This window comes from Burkholderia puraquae (assembly GCF_002099195.1).
GTDB lineage: Bacteria > Pseudomonadota > Gammaproteobacteria > Burkholderiales > Burkholderiaceae > Burkholderia > Burkholderia puraquae.
The window spans coordinates 1-14,066 of sequence record NZ_NBYX01000025.1; the positions used below are offsets into that span (position 1 = coordinate 1).

The following is a 14,066-nucleotide window of genomic DNA, read 5'->3' on the forward strand; positions in this document are numbered from 1 at the left end:
ATCCACGCCAACGGTTCACGCTCCGTCTTGAAGTTCGGCCCGACGAGAAACAGCACCACCATGTTCTCGTTGATCTGCGCGTCCTTCGGCGGAAAGCTCGGCGCGTCCCAGTTCATCACCCAGGCGCTTTTGTCGGGGTTCGCTTGCAGGTAATCCAGCGCGCGGTTCAGCGACGTGAAGCCGGCGTTTGCGCCGCCCTGGTTAACGTGGACGTCGGGCGGGGTATCACGACTCCAGAGATCTTTGGCTGACGGATTTCCAATCTCGTAGTTGTCGACGAATTCGCTTTGGAGGAATGTCTTTGCCTCCACCGGATCGAGTCGCTGCGGGATGGCAAACTCGACACGCATGCCTGCCAACTCACGCCAGTCATCTTTATTCCTGGACTTGACCGTGTAGAAATACTTGGCGTTCATCACATAGCGATCGCCGAACAACCCAAGCAGCTTACTGACGTATTTCTGATAGAAGCCTTTGAACGTTTCAGTTCCTTGATTGCCATAAGCTACCCCAGCAACTGACTGAAGTGTCGTGAACGACTTCGGATCTGTACGGACCATGTCATCGTTCTTGTTGGGTTTGGCAAGCCCCATTGTCCAGAGAACCTGCCATTGCGTTGGATAGTCGCGCCGCTGCAACGGATTCAACCACTCCAGCCCGACAACTTGCGCGAGGAACGGCGGTGTACTTTCGCTCGCATTCAACGTGGCGGCATCTTTCTGCGTCACGGTAGCCGCCTGCCCAGGCGTCACCATCATGATGGTGAAAGCAACAAACGCCAGAAGCGTGCCCAGGAATGACTCTATAGACAATCGATTCACCCAATCTCCCGCACTCAATTCGTCACGAAATTCATGGCCAGCAATAACACATGATCCGCACATGATACCCATCGTGACAATCAATCTACGGAGCGAGATCGAGATCAGCCGGAATGTCCCTGCTCGGTCATTAGAAAAATCTCACTGACGCCAAACAAAGAATTCGAAAACGAGCATCAGAAAACACCGGTGCCCACACAATCAATGCAAGTTGTCGGACGCGTCGCAAGCAACGACAACCTGAATAAAACAAAGGGAGACGCGAACATCGCGTCGCCCTTTGTTTCGAAATGTGACGTCCAGGTACAGCAGCTGACGCTCGCGAGGCCGGTAGCCCCCTCTGCACGCAATCAACCGTTCCCCAAGATCCGTCGACAGAAACGTCAATCCTGAATCGCAGATCACCGCGGCGATCGTCTTGCCGCGCAGCTGACCGGCCAGCAACTGCAGTGCCGCAGCCACGTTCGCCTAACGATAGACCGCCGAAGATCCCTTCCTCCCGCGCGAGTTCGCGTGTGACCCACAGCGCTTCGTCACCCCGCGACTTGCAGACAGCCCGACATACACACCGGTCAGAAACGGAAGATCACCGACCGAATTGCCGCCACCCTGGATCGGATGCTCGGGTCGCGTAACCGGTTGCCCGGCGAGCGGCGCCGCACCGACCGGCTCGACGACACAACAACGAATCGCGGAATTCCGTTCCTTGAGCACCTTGATGACACCGGCAAAGGTGCCGGCCGATCCGGTGAAATCGACGCCCCCATCGATGCAGCCGTCGCTCGCCGCCCAGATTTCCGGCCCGGTCGTCCGGTAGAATTCGAGCCAGTTGCCATCGCGGTGAAACTGATCGGCGCGAAACACGCCGCGTTCGGCAACGATGAGCTGCGCTTCGCGGTCGACGAGTTCTAGATCGCCGCCCGACACCTGTCCGGAAACAGAGTCCGGCAACTGATCGACCGGCACGACTTCCGCGCCCAACGCACGCATCATCCCGGCGCGCTCGTCGGAGTTGCCCTTCGACTTCACCGCGACGAACGGATAGCCCGTCACGCCACTGATGATCGCGAGGCCGGTGCCCATGTTGCCCGACCTCAGCGCGACCACGGTCTGCACGGTCTGCAGTGCGCCGCTACGTTCGGCTTCATCGATGATGCCGTGCGCCGCACGATCCTTTTTCGAGAATCCGGGATTCAGGTAATCGTGCTTCGCGAGAATGGTGTCTTAGAGGCCGTGCGCTTTCGTCAGCCGGTCGAGACGAACGAGGGGCGTCGCACCGATGGCGGCGGCGGAGGAATCGAACACTTCGCTGATGATGGCTTCCTGGTTCGGGCGGGCATTGATCGTGAGCGATCTACTGTCGCCAGTGCGCCGAAGCGGAGCTTGCATGTTCTTGCTACGGAGATTCGCTCGGCGGATCGATCGATGCCGAAACGATAGACCGGGCTACATGTCGCCGCACGGAACAAGCGACAACCCGCGAGCCGGGAAAGTGAACGCCGAAATGACAAAGGGCCGGGAGACAAAATCTCCCGGCCCTTCGTTCAATATGGTGCCGGCTGCAGGACTCGAACCCGCCACCTGATGATTACAAATCAACTGCTCTACCAGATGAGCTAAGCCGGCGTAGCGCGAGATTCTACCTCATTTCACGATCTTGAGGCGAGGTCTGCTGCCACCTTTTGAACCGTCGCCATCGCCGTCGGTTTTCGGCGGTTCGTCGGCGCCTTCGGAAGGCTCCTCGTTCGCGCCGCTGTCGGCAACCGGCGTCAACGCAGCCGGCGACTCGTCGCGCTGCGCATCATCGGCCTGCACTGCATCCTCGTCGAACGCACCCGAATCCGCGCCTTCACCCGCAACCGCATCGACCTGGAACGCCATGCCCTGCCCGTTCTCGCGCGCATAGATCGCGAGCACGTTGGCCACCGGAATCTCGATCTTGTGCGCCTTCCCGGAGAACCGGGCCGTGAACTCGATCCACTCGTTGCCCATCTGCAACTGGCTCGTCGCCTCGAAGCTGATGTTGAGCACGATCTCGCCGTCACGCACGAACTGACGCGGCACGCGCGTCGAGTTGTCGACCCTCACCGCGATATGCGGCGTGTAACCGTTATCGGTGCACCACTCGTACAGCGCGCGCAGCAGATAAGGCTTCGTTGAAATCTCTTGCATCACAATCCTCGAACCCGGAGCGGGGGCGCGGCACGCCGCGCCGCCCTCTCCGTCATGCCCTCATTGCATCATCAACGACGCATGACCTTTTCGGACGGCGTCAGTGCTTCGATATAGGCCGGACGGCTGAAGATCCGCTCGGCGTACTTCATCAGCGGCGCCGCGTTCTTCGACAGCTCGATGCCGTAGTGATCCAGACGCCACAGCAGCGGCGCGATCGCCACGTCGAGCATCGAGAATTCCTCGCCGAGCATGTACTTGTTCTTCACGAAGATCGGCGCGAGCTGCGTCAGGCGATCGCGAATCGCGAGGCGTGCCTTCTCGTGATTCTTCTCCGCTGCCTTGCCCTTCTCGTTCTCGAGCGTGCTGACGTGGACGAACAGCTCCTTCTCGAAGTTGAGCAGGAACAGGCGTGCACGTGCGCGCTGGACGGGGTCGGCCGGCATCAGTTGCGGATGCGGGAAGCGCTCGTCGATGTACTCGTTGATGATGTTCGATTCGTACAGGATCAGGTCGCGCTCGACCAGGATCGGCACCTGACCGTACGGGTTCATCACCGAAATGTCTTCCGGCTTGTTGAACAGATCGACGTCACGGATTTCGAAGTCCATGCCCTTCTCGAACAGCACCAGCCGGCAACGCTGGGAGAACGGGCAAGTTGTGCCGGAATACAGAACCATCATGTTTGCGTTTCCTCAAAAAAGCCGAGGGCCGGCACGCGGCGTCCCCCTTCCTGGGTTCCACCTTGCGCCGGCCCCACGCCGGTCAGGCGTGATTACTTGATATCTTTCCAGTATGCGGCATTCAGCCGCCAGGCCAGGAAAGTCAGGACACCGAGAAAGATCAGCACCCATACGCCGAGGCGTTTGCGGGTCTGCTGAGCCGGCTCGGACATCCAGGTCATGTACGCCACCAGGTCGGCAACCGCAGCATCATAATCCACCGCGGACAGTGTCCCCGGCGTGACCTGCTGGAAGCCGACGAGCGTATGGACCTTCTCGCCCGTCTCCTCGTCCGTCTTGTCTTCGAATTTGGCGGTGCGCTGCCCCTGCAGCTGCCACAGGACATGGGGCATCCCGACGTTCTCGAACACCGCGTTGTTCCAGCCGCTCGGCCGCGTATCGTCGCGGTAGAAGCTCCGCAGATATGTATACAGCCAGTCGCGGCCGCGCGCACGCTCCTCGACCGACAGGTCGGGCGGCGAGGTGCCGAGCCAGTTCTTCGCGTCTTCGGGCCGCATCGCGACGGACATCGTGTTCCCGACCTTGTCGGTCGTGAACAGGAGATTCGTTTCGATCTCCTTCTGGGATATGCCCAGATCCGTCAGACGGTTGTAGCGCATCAGGTTCGCGCTGTGGCAGTTCAGGCAATAGTTTACAAACAATTGCGCGCCGTGCTGAAGCGAAACGAGATTTTCCGTGTTATCGGGCGCCCGGTCGAGCGGAAAATTACCTTCCGCCCGAACCGCCGGCGCCACCAGCAGCGCACACGCGGTCGCCCCGATCAGCGCGAGTGTCGAAAGCAGTTTCTTCATGTCGTTCTCTCCTCGCTCACGTTAATGGGGCTTGAAGCGCACCCGCTCCGGCGGCTGCTTGAACGTGCCAAGCGGCGTCCAGACGGGCATGCCGAGGAAGAACGCGAAGTAGATCAGCGCGCAGCCCTGCGCAATCAGCGTCGCAACAGGCGACGGCGGCCGCGTGCCGAGGAACGCCAGGGTCAGGAACGCCAAGACGAAGATCCCGAGGAACACCTTGTGGAACAGCGGCCGGTAGCGGATCGACTTCACCGGGCTGCGGTCGAGCCACGGCAGGAAGAACAGCGTAATCACCGCCGAGCCCATCACGACGACGCCCCAGAACTTCGACTCCGTCAGGTACATGAACACGACGATCGCCGCGGCCAGCACCGGCAGGCCGATCTTCCACTTGCCGCGCGCACGGACCAGCGCGAGCACGCCAAGCAGCACGATCACGATCATCAACACGATCTTGAACGGGTCGGTGGTCGCGCGCAGCATCGCGTAGAACGCGGTGAAGTACCAGACCGGCGCGATCTCGGGCGGGGTCTGCAGCGGGTTCGCCGGGACGAAGTTGTTCGCCTCGAGGAAGTAGCCGCCCATCTCCGGCGAGAAGAACACGATCAGCGCGAACACCATCAGGAACCCGCACACGCCGAGGAAATCGTGCACCGAGTAGTACGGGTGGAACGGGATGCCGTCGAGCGGAATGCCGTTCTCGTCCTTCTTCGCCTTGATCTCGATGCCGTCCGGGTTGTTCGACCCCACTTCGTGCAGCGCGACGAGGTGCGCGATCACGAGGCCGACCAGCACGAGCGGAATCGCGATCACGTGGAAGGCGAAGAAGCGGTTCAGCGTGACGTCCGACACGACATAGTCGCCGCGAATCCACAGCGACAGGTCGGGGCCGACGAACGGGATCGCCGAGAACAGGTTCACGATCACCTGCGCGCCCCAGAACGACATCTGGCCCCACGGCAGCAGGTAGCCGAAGAACGCCTCGGCCATCAGGCACAGGAAGATCGCGCAGCCGAAGATCCACACGAGTTCGCGCGGCTTGCGGTACGACCCGTAGAGCAGCCCGCGGAACATGTGCAGGTAGACGACCACGAAGAACATCGACGCGCCCGTCGAGTGCATGTAGCGGATCAGCCAGCCCCACGGCACCTCGCGCATGATGTACTCGACCGACGCGAACGCGAGCGTCGAATCGGGCTTGTAGTTCATCGTCAGGAAGATGCCCGTGACGATCTGGTTGACGAGCACCAGCAGCGCGAGGGAGCCGAAGAAGTACCAGAAGTTGAAGTTCTTCGGCGCGTAGTACTCGGAAACGTGCTTCTTCCAGGTGGACGTGAGCGGGAAGCGCTGATCGATCCAGCCGGTGAGACCTGTCGTGGAGACTTCCTTGTTGTCGGCCATCACGCTTCTCCTTTCTCGTCCTTGCCGATCACGAGGGTCGTTGCCGACGTGAACATGTAGGGCGGGATGTCGAGATTCTGAGGCGCCGGTTTGTTCTTGAACACACGGCCGGCGAGGTCGTAGGTCGAACCATGGCACGGGCAGAGGAAACCGCCCGGCCAGTCGTCCGGCAGGTTCGGCTGCGGACCCGGCGTGAAGCGTTGGCTTGGCGTGCAGCCGAGGTGCGTACAGACGGCCATCACGACGAGAATGTTCTTGCGATCGGCCCGCGCACGATATTCGTTCGCGCAATATGCGGGCAACGGCATCGTATAGGGCTTTTCGGTGGTCGGATCGGCCACTTCCTTGTCGGCCTTGACCACATCGGCCAGCATCGCGTCGGTACGGTTCAGGATCCACACCGGCTTGCCGCGCCACGGCACGGTGACCATCTCACCGGGCTTCAGGCCGCTGATGTCGACTTCGACCGGTGCACCGGCCGCTTTCGCTTTCGCCGACGGCGCAAGCGACGCCGCGAAAGGTATGACGGTGGCTACGCCTCCTACGCCACCTGCTACGGATGTCGCAATCAGCCAGGTACGGCGGCCGCTGTCGACGCGTTTCTCTTCCTTGTCTCGCATCACACGCCCCACTTCTGAGTTGGATTTTCCGTCACGACTTTCCATTCCGCCGCTAGTTTGCTCGAATGGAGTCGTCATTTACAAGGCCCGGAGATGAAAATCCCTTCGAAGTGATTGATAGTTAAGGGTTTTCCCCCACTATCGGAGCGATTAAATCATTTCACTTTTAAGCGTTTGCTACATTGATAAATTTCGATGCGATGCCGCAAATCCGGCATTCAGACCGGGTTATGGATATCGATAAAAAGGTGTTCGATATCGAATTCTTCGGACAAGTGGGCGCCAAGTGCCTGAATTCCGTAACGTTCGGTCGCATGGTGCCCTGCCGCAACGAACGCGACGCCGCTCTCGGCGGCCGTGTGCGTCACGTATTCGGACACCTCGCCGGTCAGGAACACGTCCGCGCCGGCGTCGATCGCCGCGTCGAAATAGCTCTGCGCGGCGCCCGTGCACCACGCGATGCGGCGCAGCTGCATGTCCGAATCGCCGAGCACGAGCGGCGTGCGGCCGAGCGTGCGCTCGACCTTCGCCACGAAGTGCTCGAGCGTGACGGGCATCGGCAGCGTCGCCATCCAGCCGAGGTCGCCTTCGCCGAAACGCTGCTCGCCGATCAGCCCGAGCCGCTCGCCGAGCTGCGCGTTGTTGCCGAACTCGGGATGCGCGTCGAGCGGCAGGTGGAACGCGAACAGGTTCAGGTCGTTCGCGAGCAGCAGCTTCAGACGCTGGTACTTGCGGCCCGTGATCTGTGGCGGCTCGTTGCGCCAGAAATAGCCGTGATGGACGAGCACGGCATCCGCCCCCCATTCGAGCGCGGCTTCGAGAAACGCGACCGACGCCGTCACGCCGGTGGCGATCTTCACGATCTTGCGGCGCCCCTCGACCTGGAGGCCGTTCGGGCAATAGTCCTTGAAGCGCGCGGTTTCAAGGGTATTGTTCAAGTACAATTCAAGTTCGATCCGATCCATATAAACCTCTAATCCATTCAGATGCTTAGACGCTTCTGGCTGTTCTTCGCGCAGGCGGTTACCGTACTGCTCGCGCTGATGTTCATCGTCGTGACGCTCAAGCCGCAATGGCTGCAACGGCAAGGACAGCTCGGCAAGCAGCTCGCCACGCCGATCGTTGCACTGCGGGAAGTCGCGCCGGGCATCGGCGGCGCGCCGGCGACCACGTCGTACGCCGAAGCCGCGCAGAAGGCGATGCCGGCCGTCGTCAACGTGTTCTCCAGCAAGGACGGCTCGCTGCCGCCCGACCCGCGCGCGAAAGATCCGCTGTTCCGCTACTTCTTCGGCGACCGCAACGCCCGCAAGCAGCAGGACGAACCGGCCGCCAACCTTGGCTCGGGCGTTATCGTGAGCCCTGAAGGTTACATTCTAACGAACCAGCACGTCGTGGACGGCGCCGACCAGATCGAAGTCGCGCTCGCCGACGGCCGCACGGCCACCGCGAAAGTAATCGGCAGCGATCCCGAAACCGATCTCGCCGTGCTGAAGATCAACATGACGAACCTGCCGACGATCACGCTCGGCCGCTCCGACCAGTCGCGGGTCGGCGACGTCGTGCTCGCGATCGGCAACCCGTTCGGCGTCGGCCAGACCGTCACGATGGGGATCATCAGCGCGCTCGGCCGCAACCACCTCGGCATCAACACGTTCGAGAACTTCATCCAGACCGACGCACCGATCAACCCCGGCAACTCGGGCGGCGCGCTGGTCGACGTGAACGGCAACCTGCTCGGCATCAATACGGCGATCTACTCGCGCTCGGGTGGCTCGCTCGGTATCGGCTTCGCGATTCCCGTGTCGACCGCGCGCACGGTGCTCGAAAGCATCATCACGACGGGCTCGGTCACGCGCGGCTGGATCGGCGTCGAGCCGCAGGACGTCACGCCGGAGATCGCCGAGTCGTTCGGGCTGTCGCAGAAATCGGGGGCGATCGTCGCCGGCGTGCTGCAGGGCGGCCCGGCCGACAAGGCCGGCATCAAGCCGGGCGACATCCTCGTCTCGGTCAACGGCGACGAGATCACCGACACGACGAAGCTGCTGAACACCGTCGCGCAGATCAAGCCGGGCACGCCGACCAAGGTGCACGTCGTGCGCAAGGGCAAGGAGTTCGACATGAACGTCGTGATCGGCAAGCGCCCGCCGCCGCCGAAGCAGACGCTCGACGAACAGGACAGCGATACCGAATGACGTCCGGCGGCGCCCCGCCGCATGCCGAATACCGTCGGGAACGAAAAAGGGCAGCCGGTTGGCTGCCCTTTTGCTATGCATCGAAGCCCTTCGTTGCCGGGAAGGCGGCTCACCACCCGCTTTCCGACCGGCTACGCCACCGCGCCGCTCAGATCCGGCCGGAGCGCCGGCCGCCGCGCACCGCCCCGGCGCGCTGCCGTCAACTGGCGGCTTCGCCGTTCTCCGCCTCGCCCTCTTCGGCCGGCTTCTTCGGCACGAAGAACCGCGCGGCCAGCAGCCCGATCTCGAACAGCACGACCAGCGGCAGCGCGAGCATCAGTTGCGAGAACACGTCCGGCGGCGTGACGACCGCCGCGACGACGAACGCGCCGACGATCACGTACGGCCGCATCTCCTTCAGCTTCTTCAGCGACAGCACGCCCATCCGGACGAGCAGCACGACGACGATCGGCACCTCGAACGTGACCCCGAACGCGATGAACATCCCGAGCACGAAGCTCAGGTAGTTGTCGATGTCGGTCGTCATTTCCGCTCCGAGTGGCGCGTTGTAGTGCGCCATCACGCGGAAGATCGTCGGGAACACGAGGAAGTACGCGAACGCCATCCCGCACAGGAACAGGAGGTAGCTGCTGCCGACGAGCGGTGCGACGAGCTTCTTCTCGTGCTGGTACAGCCCCGGCGCAACGAACGCCCAGATCTGGTACAGCACGATCGGCAGCGCAATCACGAGCGCGACGAGCATCGTGACCTTCATCGGCACGAAGAACGAGCCGGTGACGTCGGTGACGATCATCTTGCCGTCCTTCGGCAGGTTCTCCATCAGCGGCCGCGCGAGCAGCCGGAAGATGTCGGGCGCCCAGTAGACGAGCCCGAGGAACACGACGATCACGGCCGCCCCCGCGCGAATGATGCGATCGCGAAGCTCGACGAGATGGGAAATGAAGGTTTCTTCCGGGGCGTCGCCCGGGGTCTGCTGGGGGTCGCTCACGCCGGCCCTCGGTAGGATTGACGAGCGAGCATGCGCTCGACTCAGAAGAAGCGCGTCGGCCGGCGCAGGCTGGCCGGCTGGTGGCGCGCGACACGCGCGGCGCCCGACTGCACGTGTGTGCGGCGGGTGGTCGCGCGCTTGTACCAGACAGGCGCAGCCGCCTGCTTGACGCGCCAGTTGCGGCGCTTCGGCGCGAGCGCAGCCGCACCGCCGCGCCACGACGGCGCGGCAGACGTGTCGGAACCGTACGAACCGGCACCGCCCGCCGCTTCGTCAAGACCACCGACTGCGGAATGCCATGTGTCGTTCAGTTCCTTCTCGTGCTCACGCAGGTTGTCGTGAATCGTCGTCTCGACATTGCGCGCGGCCGATTCGAAATCGGTTTTCATCGTCCGCAGCGCGTCGAGCTCGATTTCGCGCGAGACCTCGGCCTTCACGTCGTTGATGTACCGCTGCGCACGGCCGAACAGTGCGCCTGCCGTACGCGCGACGCGCGGCAGGCGCTCGGGGCCGAGCACCACGAGCGCGACGACGCCGATCAGCGCCATCTTCGAAAGACCAAGATCCAGCATCGCGAATGCCTGTCAGCGTGCCGGCGTTACGCCTTGTTCGAGTCGGAACGCGTCGTTTCCTTCGCGTTGACGTCGACCGAGCCCGAGCGCGGCAGTTGCTGCGCGTCAGCCGGCGTTTCACCTTCCTTCATGCCGTCCTTGAAACCCTTCACCGCGCTGCCGAGATCGTTGCCGATGTTGCGCAGCTTCTTCGTACCGAAAACCAGCGCGACGATCAGCAGCACGATCAGCCAGTGCCAAATGCTCAATCCACCCATGATGAAACCTCTCCTCAACCACACCGCGACGCGGCGCAAATCGCCGGCAACGCGCCGGCTTCGACTATCGATGCGGGGATAACGCCCCGCGCCGTCAACCCATCCGCTGCCAGGGGCGCGGGCCGGCCAGGATATGCGCGTGCAGGTGGTAGACCTCCTGCCCGCCTCCCGGACCTGTGTTGATTACAGTACGGAAACCGGTTTCGCCACCCGTATACGCGACGCCGAGCTGGCCGGCGAGACGCGAGACGAGGAGCATCAGCCGGCCGAGCATCGGCGCATCGGCCTCGCTCGCCGCCGACAGCGTCGGCAGATGCTGGCGCGGAATCACGAGCACGTGCGTCTCGGCCGCCGGGCGGATGTCGCGGAACGCGACGAATTCGTCGTCCTCGTGCACCTTCGTGCTCGGGATCTCGCCTGCCGCGATCTTGCAGAACAGGCAATTCGGATCGTGACTCATGTTGCTCCTGCAGACGCCCGCGCGCGGCCGGTCAGAACCAGGCCTGCGGATCGAGCGGCTTGTTGTCGTTCAGGTACAGCCAACCCTTGATGATACGGTACAGCGTCCAGATCCATGTGACAAACATCACTGCAAATCCGATCACCACGAACATCAGCGCGAACCCGATCACGTACGCGATCAGCGCGCGCCAGAACGTGCGGATCTGCCACTCGAAGTGGGCGGCATACGGCGTGCCAGCCACATCGTCGCGCTTCACGTAGTTGATGATGATCGCGATGATGCCCGTGACGCCGCCCGTCAGCCAATGAAACGCATAGAGGCCGTAGAGCACGTGAGTCAGCGTGCGCAGCCCGTTCAGGCGTTCGGCGTCCGCGCCCCCCGGCACCGACGGCGGCGGAAACTGGCTTGGCGTATCGGTCATGATGCTACCCCCGTTAGATGACAATTCTTACAGCTTACCGCACTGTGGCCATCTCGCGACAAGGGCCTGTCACCCGCCGTTTTCCTCGCGCTCGCGAACCTTGCGCAGGGCCTTCTCTTCGATGCCCGACTGTCCTTCGCGGCGCTCGAGCTCGGCGATCACGTCGGCCGGGCTCAGGTCGAAATGCGACAGCATCACGAGGCAGTGGAACCACAGATCGGCCACCTCGCCGACGAGCGCGGTCGGCGCGCCGCCCTGGCGCACGTCCTTCGCAGCCAGCACGACTTCCGTCGCCTCTTCGCCGATCTTCTTCAGCACGGCGTCGTCGCCCTTGTGGAACAGGCGCGATACGTACGATTGATCGGGGTCGCCGCCCTTGCGGCTATCGATCACGGCCGCGAGGCGCAGCAGCGTGTCTTCGGTCGATTGCGTCATTTGTAGATGTGTTCGGGATCTTTCAGCACCGGTTCGACCGCGACCCAGTCGCCGCTGTCGACGGTGCCCTCGAATTTCTGGAAGAAGCACGAATGCCGGCCGGTGTGGCACGCGATGCCCGACACCTGCTCGACCTTCAGCAGCACGACGTCCTCGTCGCAGTCGAGCCGCACCTCATGCACGTGCTGCACGTGGCCCGACTCCTCGCCCTTGAACCACAGGCGCTTGCGCGAGCGCGAATAATAGACCGCACGCTGCGTCTCGATCGTCTTCGCCAGCGCCTCGCGGTTCATCCACGCGAACATCAGCACGTCGTTCGTCGACGCTTCCTGCGCGATCACCGGCACGAGGCCGTTGTCGTCCCAGCGGACCTTGTCGAGCCACGCGGGCAATGCATTCGTTTCCGTATTCATCACAGCCTCACCGGGATGCCCTGGTCGGCCATGAAGCGCTTCGCCTCGCCGACCGTGTGCTCGCCGTAGTGGAAGATGCTCGCGGCCAGCACCGCGTCGGCGCGGCCGTCCTTGATGCCGTCCGCGAGATCCTGCAGGCAGCCGACGCCGCCCGATGCGATCACCGGCACCGGCACCGCGTCCGACACGCCGCGCGTGAGCGCGAGGTCGAAGCCCGACTTGGTGCCGTCGCGGTCCATGCTCGTGAGCAGGATCTCGCCCGCGCCGAGCTCGGCCATCTTGCGTGCCCATTCGATCGCGTCGAGGCCCGTGTTCTTGCGGCCGCCGTGCGTGAAGACTTCCCAGCGCGGCGCCTCGCCATCGGCCGACACGCGCTTCGCGTCGATCGCGACGACGATGCACTGCGAGCCGTACTTGTCGGCCGCGTCGCGCACGAGCTGCGGGTTCGCGACCGCCGACGAATTCATGCTGACCTTGTCCGCGCCCGCGTTCAGCAGGCGCCGCACGTCCTCGACGGCGCGCACGCCGCCGCCGACGGTCAGCGGAATAAACACCTGCGACGCGACGGCTTCGATGATCGGCAGGATCAGGTCGCGCTGGTCGGAGGTCGCGGTGATGTCGAGGAACGTCAGTTCGTCGGCACCCTGGTCGTCATAGCGGCGGGCAATCTCGACGGGGTCGCCGGCGTCGCGCAGCTCGACGAAATTGACGCCCTTGACGACACGCCCGGCAGTCACGTCCAGGCAGGGGATGATGCGTTTAGCTAGAGCCATGATGTTGCGCCAAAGGCCGCGATGGGACGGCCGGTTACGAAAGCCTCGCGCGAGGCTTCCGGTCGGGGCTGCCCGCAGGCAGCCCCGGCGAGCGGGACAACCGCGCTTACGCGTTGTCGAGTTCGCCGTTCAGTTCGTCCGCGCGCTTTTGCGCGGCCGCGAAATCGAGATCGCCGGAGTAGATCGCACGGCCGCAGATCACGCCTTCGACGCCGTGCTCTTCCACTTCGCACAGGCTATCGATGTCCGAGAGGTTCGACAGGCCGCCGCTGGCGATCACCGGAATGCCGACCGCCTGCGCGAGCTTCACGGTCGCCTCGATGTTGATGCCTTGCAGCATCCCGTCGCGGCCGATGTCGGTGTAGACGATCGATTCGACGCCGTAGTCCTCGAACTTCAGCGCGAGATCGATCACTTCGTGGCCCGTCAGCTTGCTCCAGCCGTCGGTCGCGACCTTGCCGTCCTTCGCGTCCAGCCCGACGATGATGTTGCCCGCGAACGCGGTGCACGCATCCCGCAGGAAGCCCGGATCCTTCACGGCCGCCGTGCCGATGATCACGTAGGACAGGCCGGCGTCGAGATACTTCTCGATCGTCTCGAGGCTGCGGATGCCGCCGCCGAGCTGTACGGGGATTTCATCGCCGACTTCGTCGAGGATCGCCTCGATGGCCTCGAGGTTTTTCGGCTTGCCGGCGAATGCGCCGTTCAGGTCGACCAGATGAAGCCGCCGGGCGCCGAGATCGACCCACTTGCGGGCCATCGCCGCCGGGTCCTCGGAGAAAATCGTGGCCTGGTCCATATCGCCCTGTTTGAGGCGCACACACTGACCGTCTTTGAGATCGATGGCCGGAATCAGCAACATAGCAATCGGGTGTCGTCGTGGAAAATGAAAAGAATCCGGCGCGTACCGGCCAATCCGGTACCGCGCCGTCTCGCTAGTTTAGTACAACTCTTTCGGCGCTTCGGCGAGCGAGCCCCGTGCGACAGGCCTTTCCGGCCCGCCG

19 protein-coding genes, 1 tRNA gene and 1 pseudogene are annotated in these 14,066 nt (G+C 63.1%); 1 reads left to right on the plus strand and 20 read right to left on the minus strand.

The features are described 5' to 3' along the window. The 11 genes and pseudogenes from B7G54_RS31925 to B7G54_RS31965 form a co-directional block, all read right to left on the minus strand. Positions 1-821: pseudogene (locus B7G54_RS31925) on the minus strand (virulence factor); the annotation flags it as partial. Between the two features lie 201 nt (positions 822-1,022). Continuing rightward, entirely contained in the window at positions 1,023-1,283 is a 261-nt protein-coding gene (locus B7G54_RS39400; protein WP_208864973.1) for a hypothetical protein, read from the minus strand. Between the two features lie 6 nt (positions 1,284-1,289). Next, complete coding sequence (locus tag B7G54_RS39405) at positions 1,290-2,039, minus strand: pyridoxal-phosphate dependent enzyme (protein WP_208864975.1); 750 nt, start codon at positions 2,037-2,039, stop codon at positions 1,290-1,292. A 6-nt stretch (positions 2,040-2,045) separates the two neighbouring features. Continuing rightward, on the minus strand, positions 2,046-2,210 hold the full coding sequence (locus tag B7G54_RS39410) for a hypothetical protein (RefSeq protein WP_208864974.1): 165 nt from the start codon (positions 2,208-2,210) through the stop codon (positions 2,046-2,048). Positions 2,211-2,371: 161 nt separating this feature from the next. Further along, positions 2,372-2,447 (minus strand) — tRNA-Thr (locus B7G54_RS31935). 18 nt (positions 2,448-2,465) lie between these two features. Continuing rightward, on the minus strand, positions 2,466-2,993 hold the full coding sequence (locus B7G54_RS31940) for a ClpXP protease specificity-enhancing factor (protein WP_085042769.1): 528 nt from the start codon (positions 2,991-2,993) through the stop codon (positions 2,466-2,468). Between the two features lie 71 nt (positions 2,994-3,064). Further along, positions 3,065-3,676 carry a glutathione S-transferase N-terminal domain-containing protein gene (locus tag B7G54_RS31945; protein ID WP_006400565.1) on the minus strand — a complete coding sequence of 204 codons (612 nt, stop codon included), beginning with the start codon at positions 3,674-3,676 and terminating at the stop codon, positions 3,065-3,067. A gap of 92 nt (positions 3,677-3,768) precedes the next feature. After that, positions 3,769-4,527 carry a cytochrome c1 gene (locus B7G54_RS31950; protein WP_085042770.1) on the minus strand — a complete coding sequence of 253 codons (759 nt, stop codon included), beginning with the start codon at positions 4,525-4,527 and terminating at the stop codon, positions 3,769-3,771. Positions 4,528-4,548: 21 nt separating this feature from the next. After that, positions 4,549-5,931, minus strand: coding sequence for a cytochrome b (locus B7G54_RS31955; RefSeq protein ID WP_106409049.1), 1,383 nt, complete (start codon positions 5,929-5,931; stop codon positions 4,549-4,551). Further along, positions 5,928-6,548, minus strand: coding sequence for a ubiquinol-cytochrome c reductase iron-sulfur subunit (gene petA / locus B7G54_RS31960; RefSeq protein WP_039366620.1), 621 nt, complete (start codon positions 6,546-6,548; stop codon positions 5,928-5,930). Before petA ends, B7G54_RS31955 begins: the two co-directional genes overlap by 4 nt. A 218-nt stretch (positions 6,549-6,766) precedes the next feature. After that, entirely contained in the window at positions 6,767-7,513 is a 747-nt protein-coding gene (locus B7G54_RS31965; protein ID WP_085042772.1) for a Nif3-like dinuclear metal center hexameric protein, read from the minus strand. 21 nt (positions 7,514-7,534) lie between these two features. Here B7G54_RS31965 and B7G54_RS31970 point away from each other — a divergent pair, with 21 nt between their 5' ends. Further along, positions 7,535-8,740: a Do family serine endopeptidase gene (locus tag B7G54_RS31970; RefSeq protein WP_085042773.1), complete on the plus strand. Its 1,206-nt coding sequence runs from the start codon at positions 7,535-7,537 to the stop codon at positions 8,738-8,740. Between the two features lie 199 nt (positions 8,741-8,939). Here B7G54_RS31970 and tatC read toward each other — a convergent pair whose 3' ends face one another. From tatC to hisA, 9 genes are all read right to left on the minus strand, one after another. Next, positions 8,940-9,728 carry a twin-arginine translocase subunit TatC gene (gene tatC / locus B7G54_RS31975; protein ID WP_085042774.1) on the minus strand — a complete coding sequence of 263 codons (789 nt, stop codon included), beginning with the start codon at positions 9,726-9,728 and terminating at the stop codon, positions 8,940-8,942. A gap of 41 nt (positions 9,729-9,769) precedes the next feature. Beyond that, on the minus strand, positions 9,770-10,300 hold the full coding sequence (gene tatB, locus B7G54_RS31980; RefSeq protein ID WP_085042775.1) for a Sec-independent protein translocase protein TatB: 531 nt from the start codon (positions 10,298-10,300) through the stop codon (positions 9,770-9,772). Between the two features lie 26 nt (positions 10,301-10,326). Continuing rightward, positions 10,327-10,557, minus strand: a complete 231-nt coding sequence (gene tatA, locus B7G54_RS31985; RefSeq protein ID WP_034183658.1) for a Sec-independent protein translocase subunit TatA — start codon at positions 10,555-10,557, stop codon at positions 10,327-10,329. A gap of 94 nt (positions 10,558-10,651) precedes the next feature. Continuing rightward, positions 10,652-11,017: a histidine triad nucleotide-binding protein gene (locus B7G54_RS31990; protein WP_021161851.1), complete on the minus strand. Its 366-nt coding sequence runs from the start codon at positions 11,015-11,017 to the stop codon at positions 10,652-10,654. Between the two features lie 31 nt (positions 11,018-11,048). Continuing rightward, positions 11,049-11,441: a DUF4870 family protein gene (locus B7G54_RS31995; RefSeq protein ID WP_085042776.1), complete on the minus strand. Its 393-nt coding sequence runs from the start codon at positions 11,439-11,441 to the stop codon at positions 11,049-11,051. 69 nt (positions 11,442-11,510) lie between these two features. Beyond that, positions 11,511-11,876 carry a phosphoribosyl-ATP diphosphatase gene (locus B7G54_RS32000; RefSeq protein ID WP_085042777.1) on the minus strand — a complete coding sequence of 122 codons (366 nt, stop codon included), beginning with the start codon at positions 11,874-11,876 and terminating at the stop codon, positions 11,511-11,513. Continuing rightward, a complete protein-coding gene (hisI, locus tag B7G54_RS32005; RefSeq protein WP_039366640.1) occupies positions 11,873-12,289 on the minus strand; it encodes a phosphoribosyl-AMP cyclohydrolase in 417 nt (138 codons plus the stop codon). The genes B7G54_RS32000 and hisI overlap by 4 nt, the downstream gene beginning before the upstream one ends. After that, on the minus strand, positions 12,289-13,062 hold the full coding sequence (hisF, locus tag B7G54_RS32010; protein WP_085042778.1) for an imidazole glycerol phosphate synthase subunit HisF: 774 nt from the start codon (positions 13,060-13,062) through the stop codon (positions 12,289-12,291). The genes hisI and hisF overlap by 1 nt, the downstream gene beginning before the upstream one ends. A gap of 106 nt (positions 13,063-13,168) precedes the next feature. Then, a complete protein-coding gene (gene hisA / locus B7G54_RS32015; protein ID WP_085042779.1) occupies positions 13,169-13,924 on the minus strand; it encodes a 1-(5-phosphoribosyl)-5-[(5-phosphoribosylamino)methylideneamino]imidazole-4-carboxamide isomerase in 756 nt (251 codons plus the stop codon). Positions 13,925-14,066 lie beyond the last annotated feature (142 nt).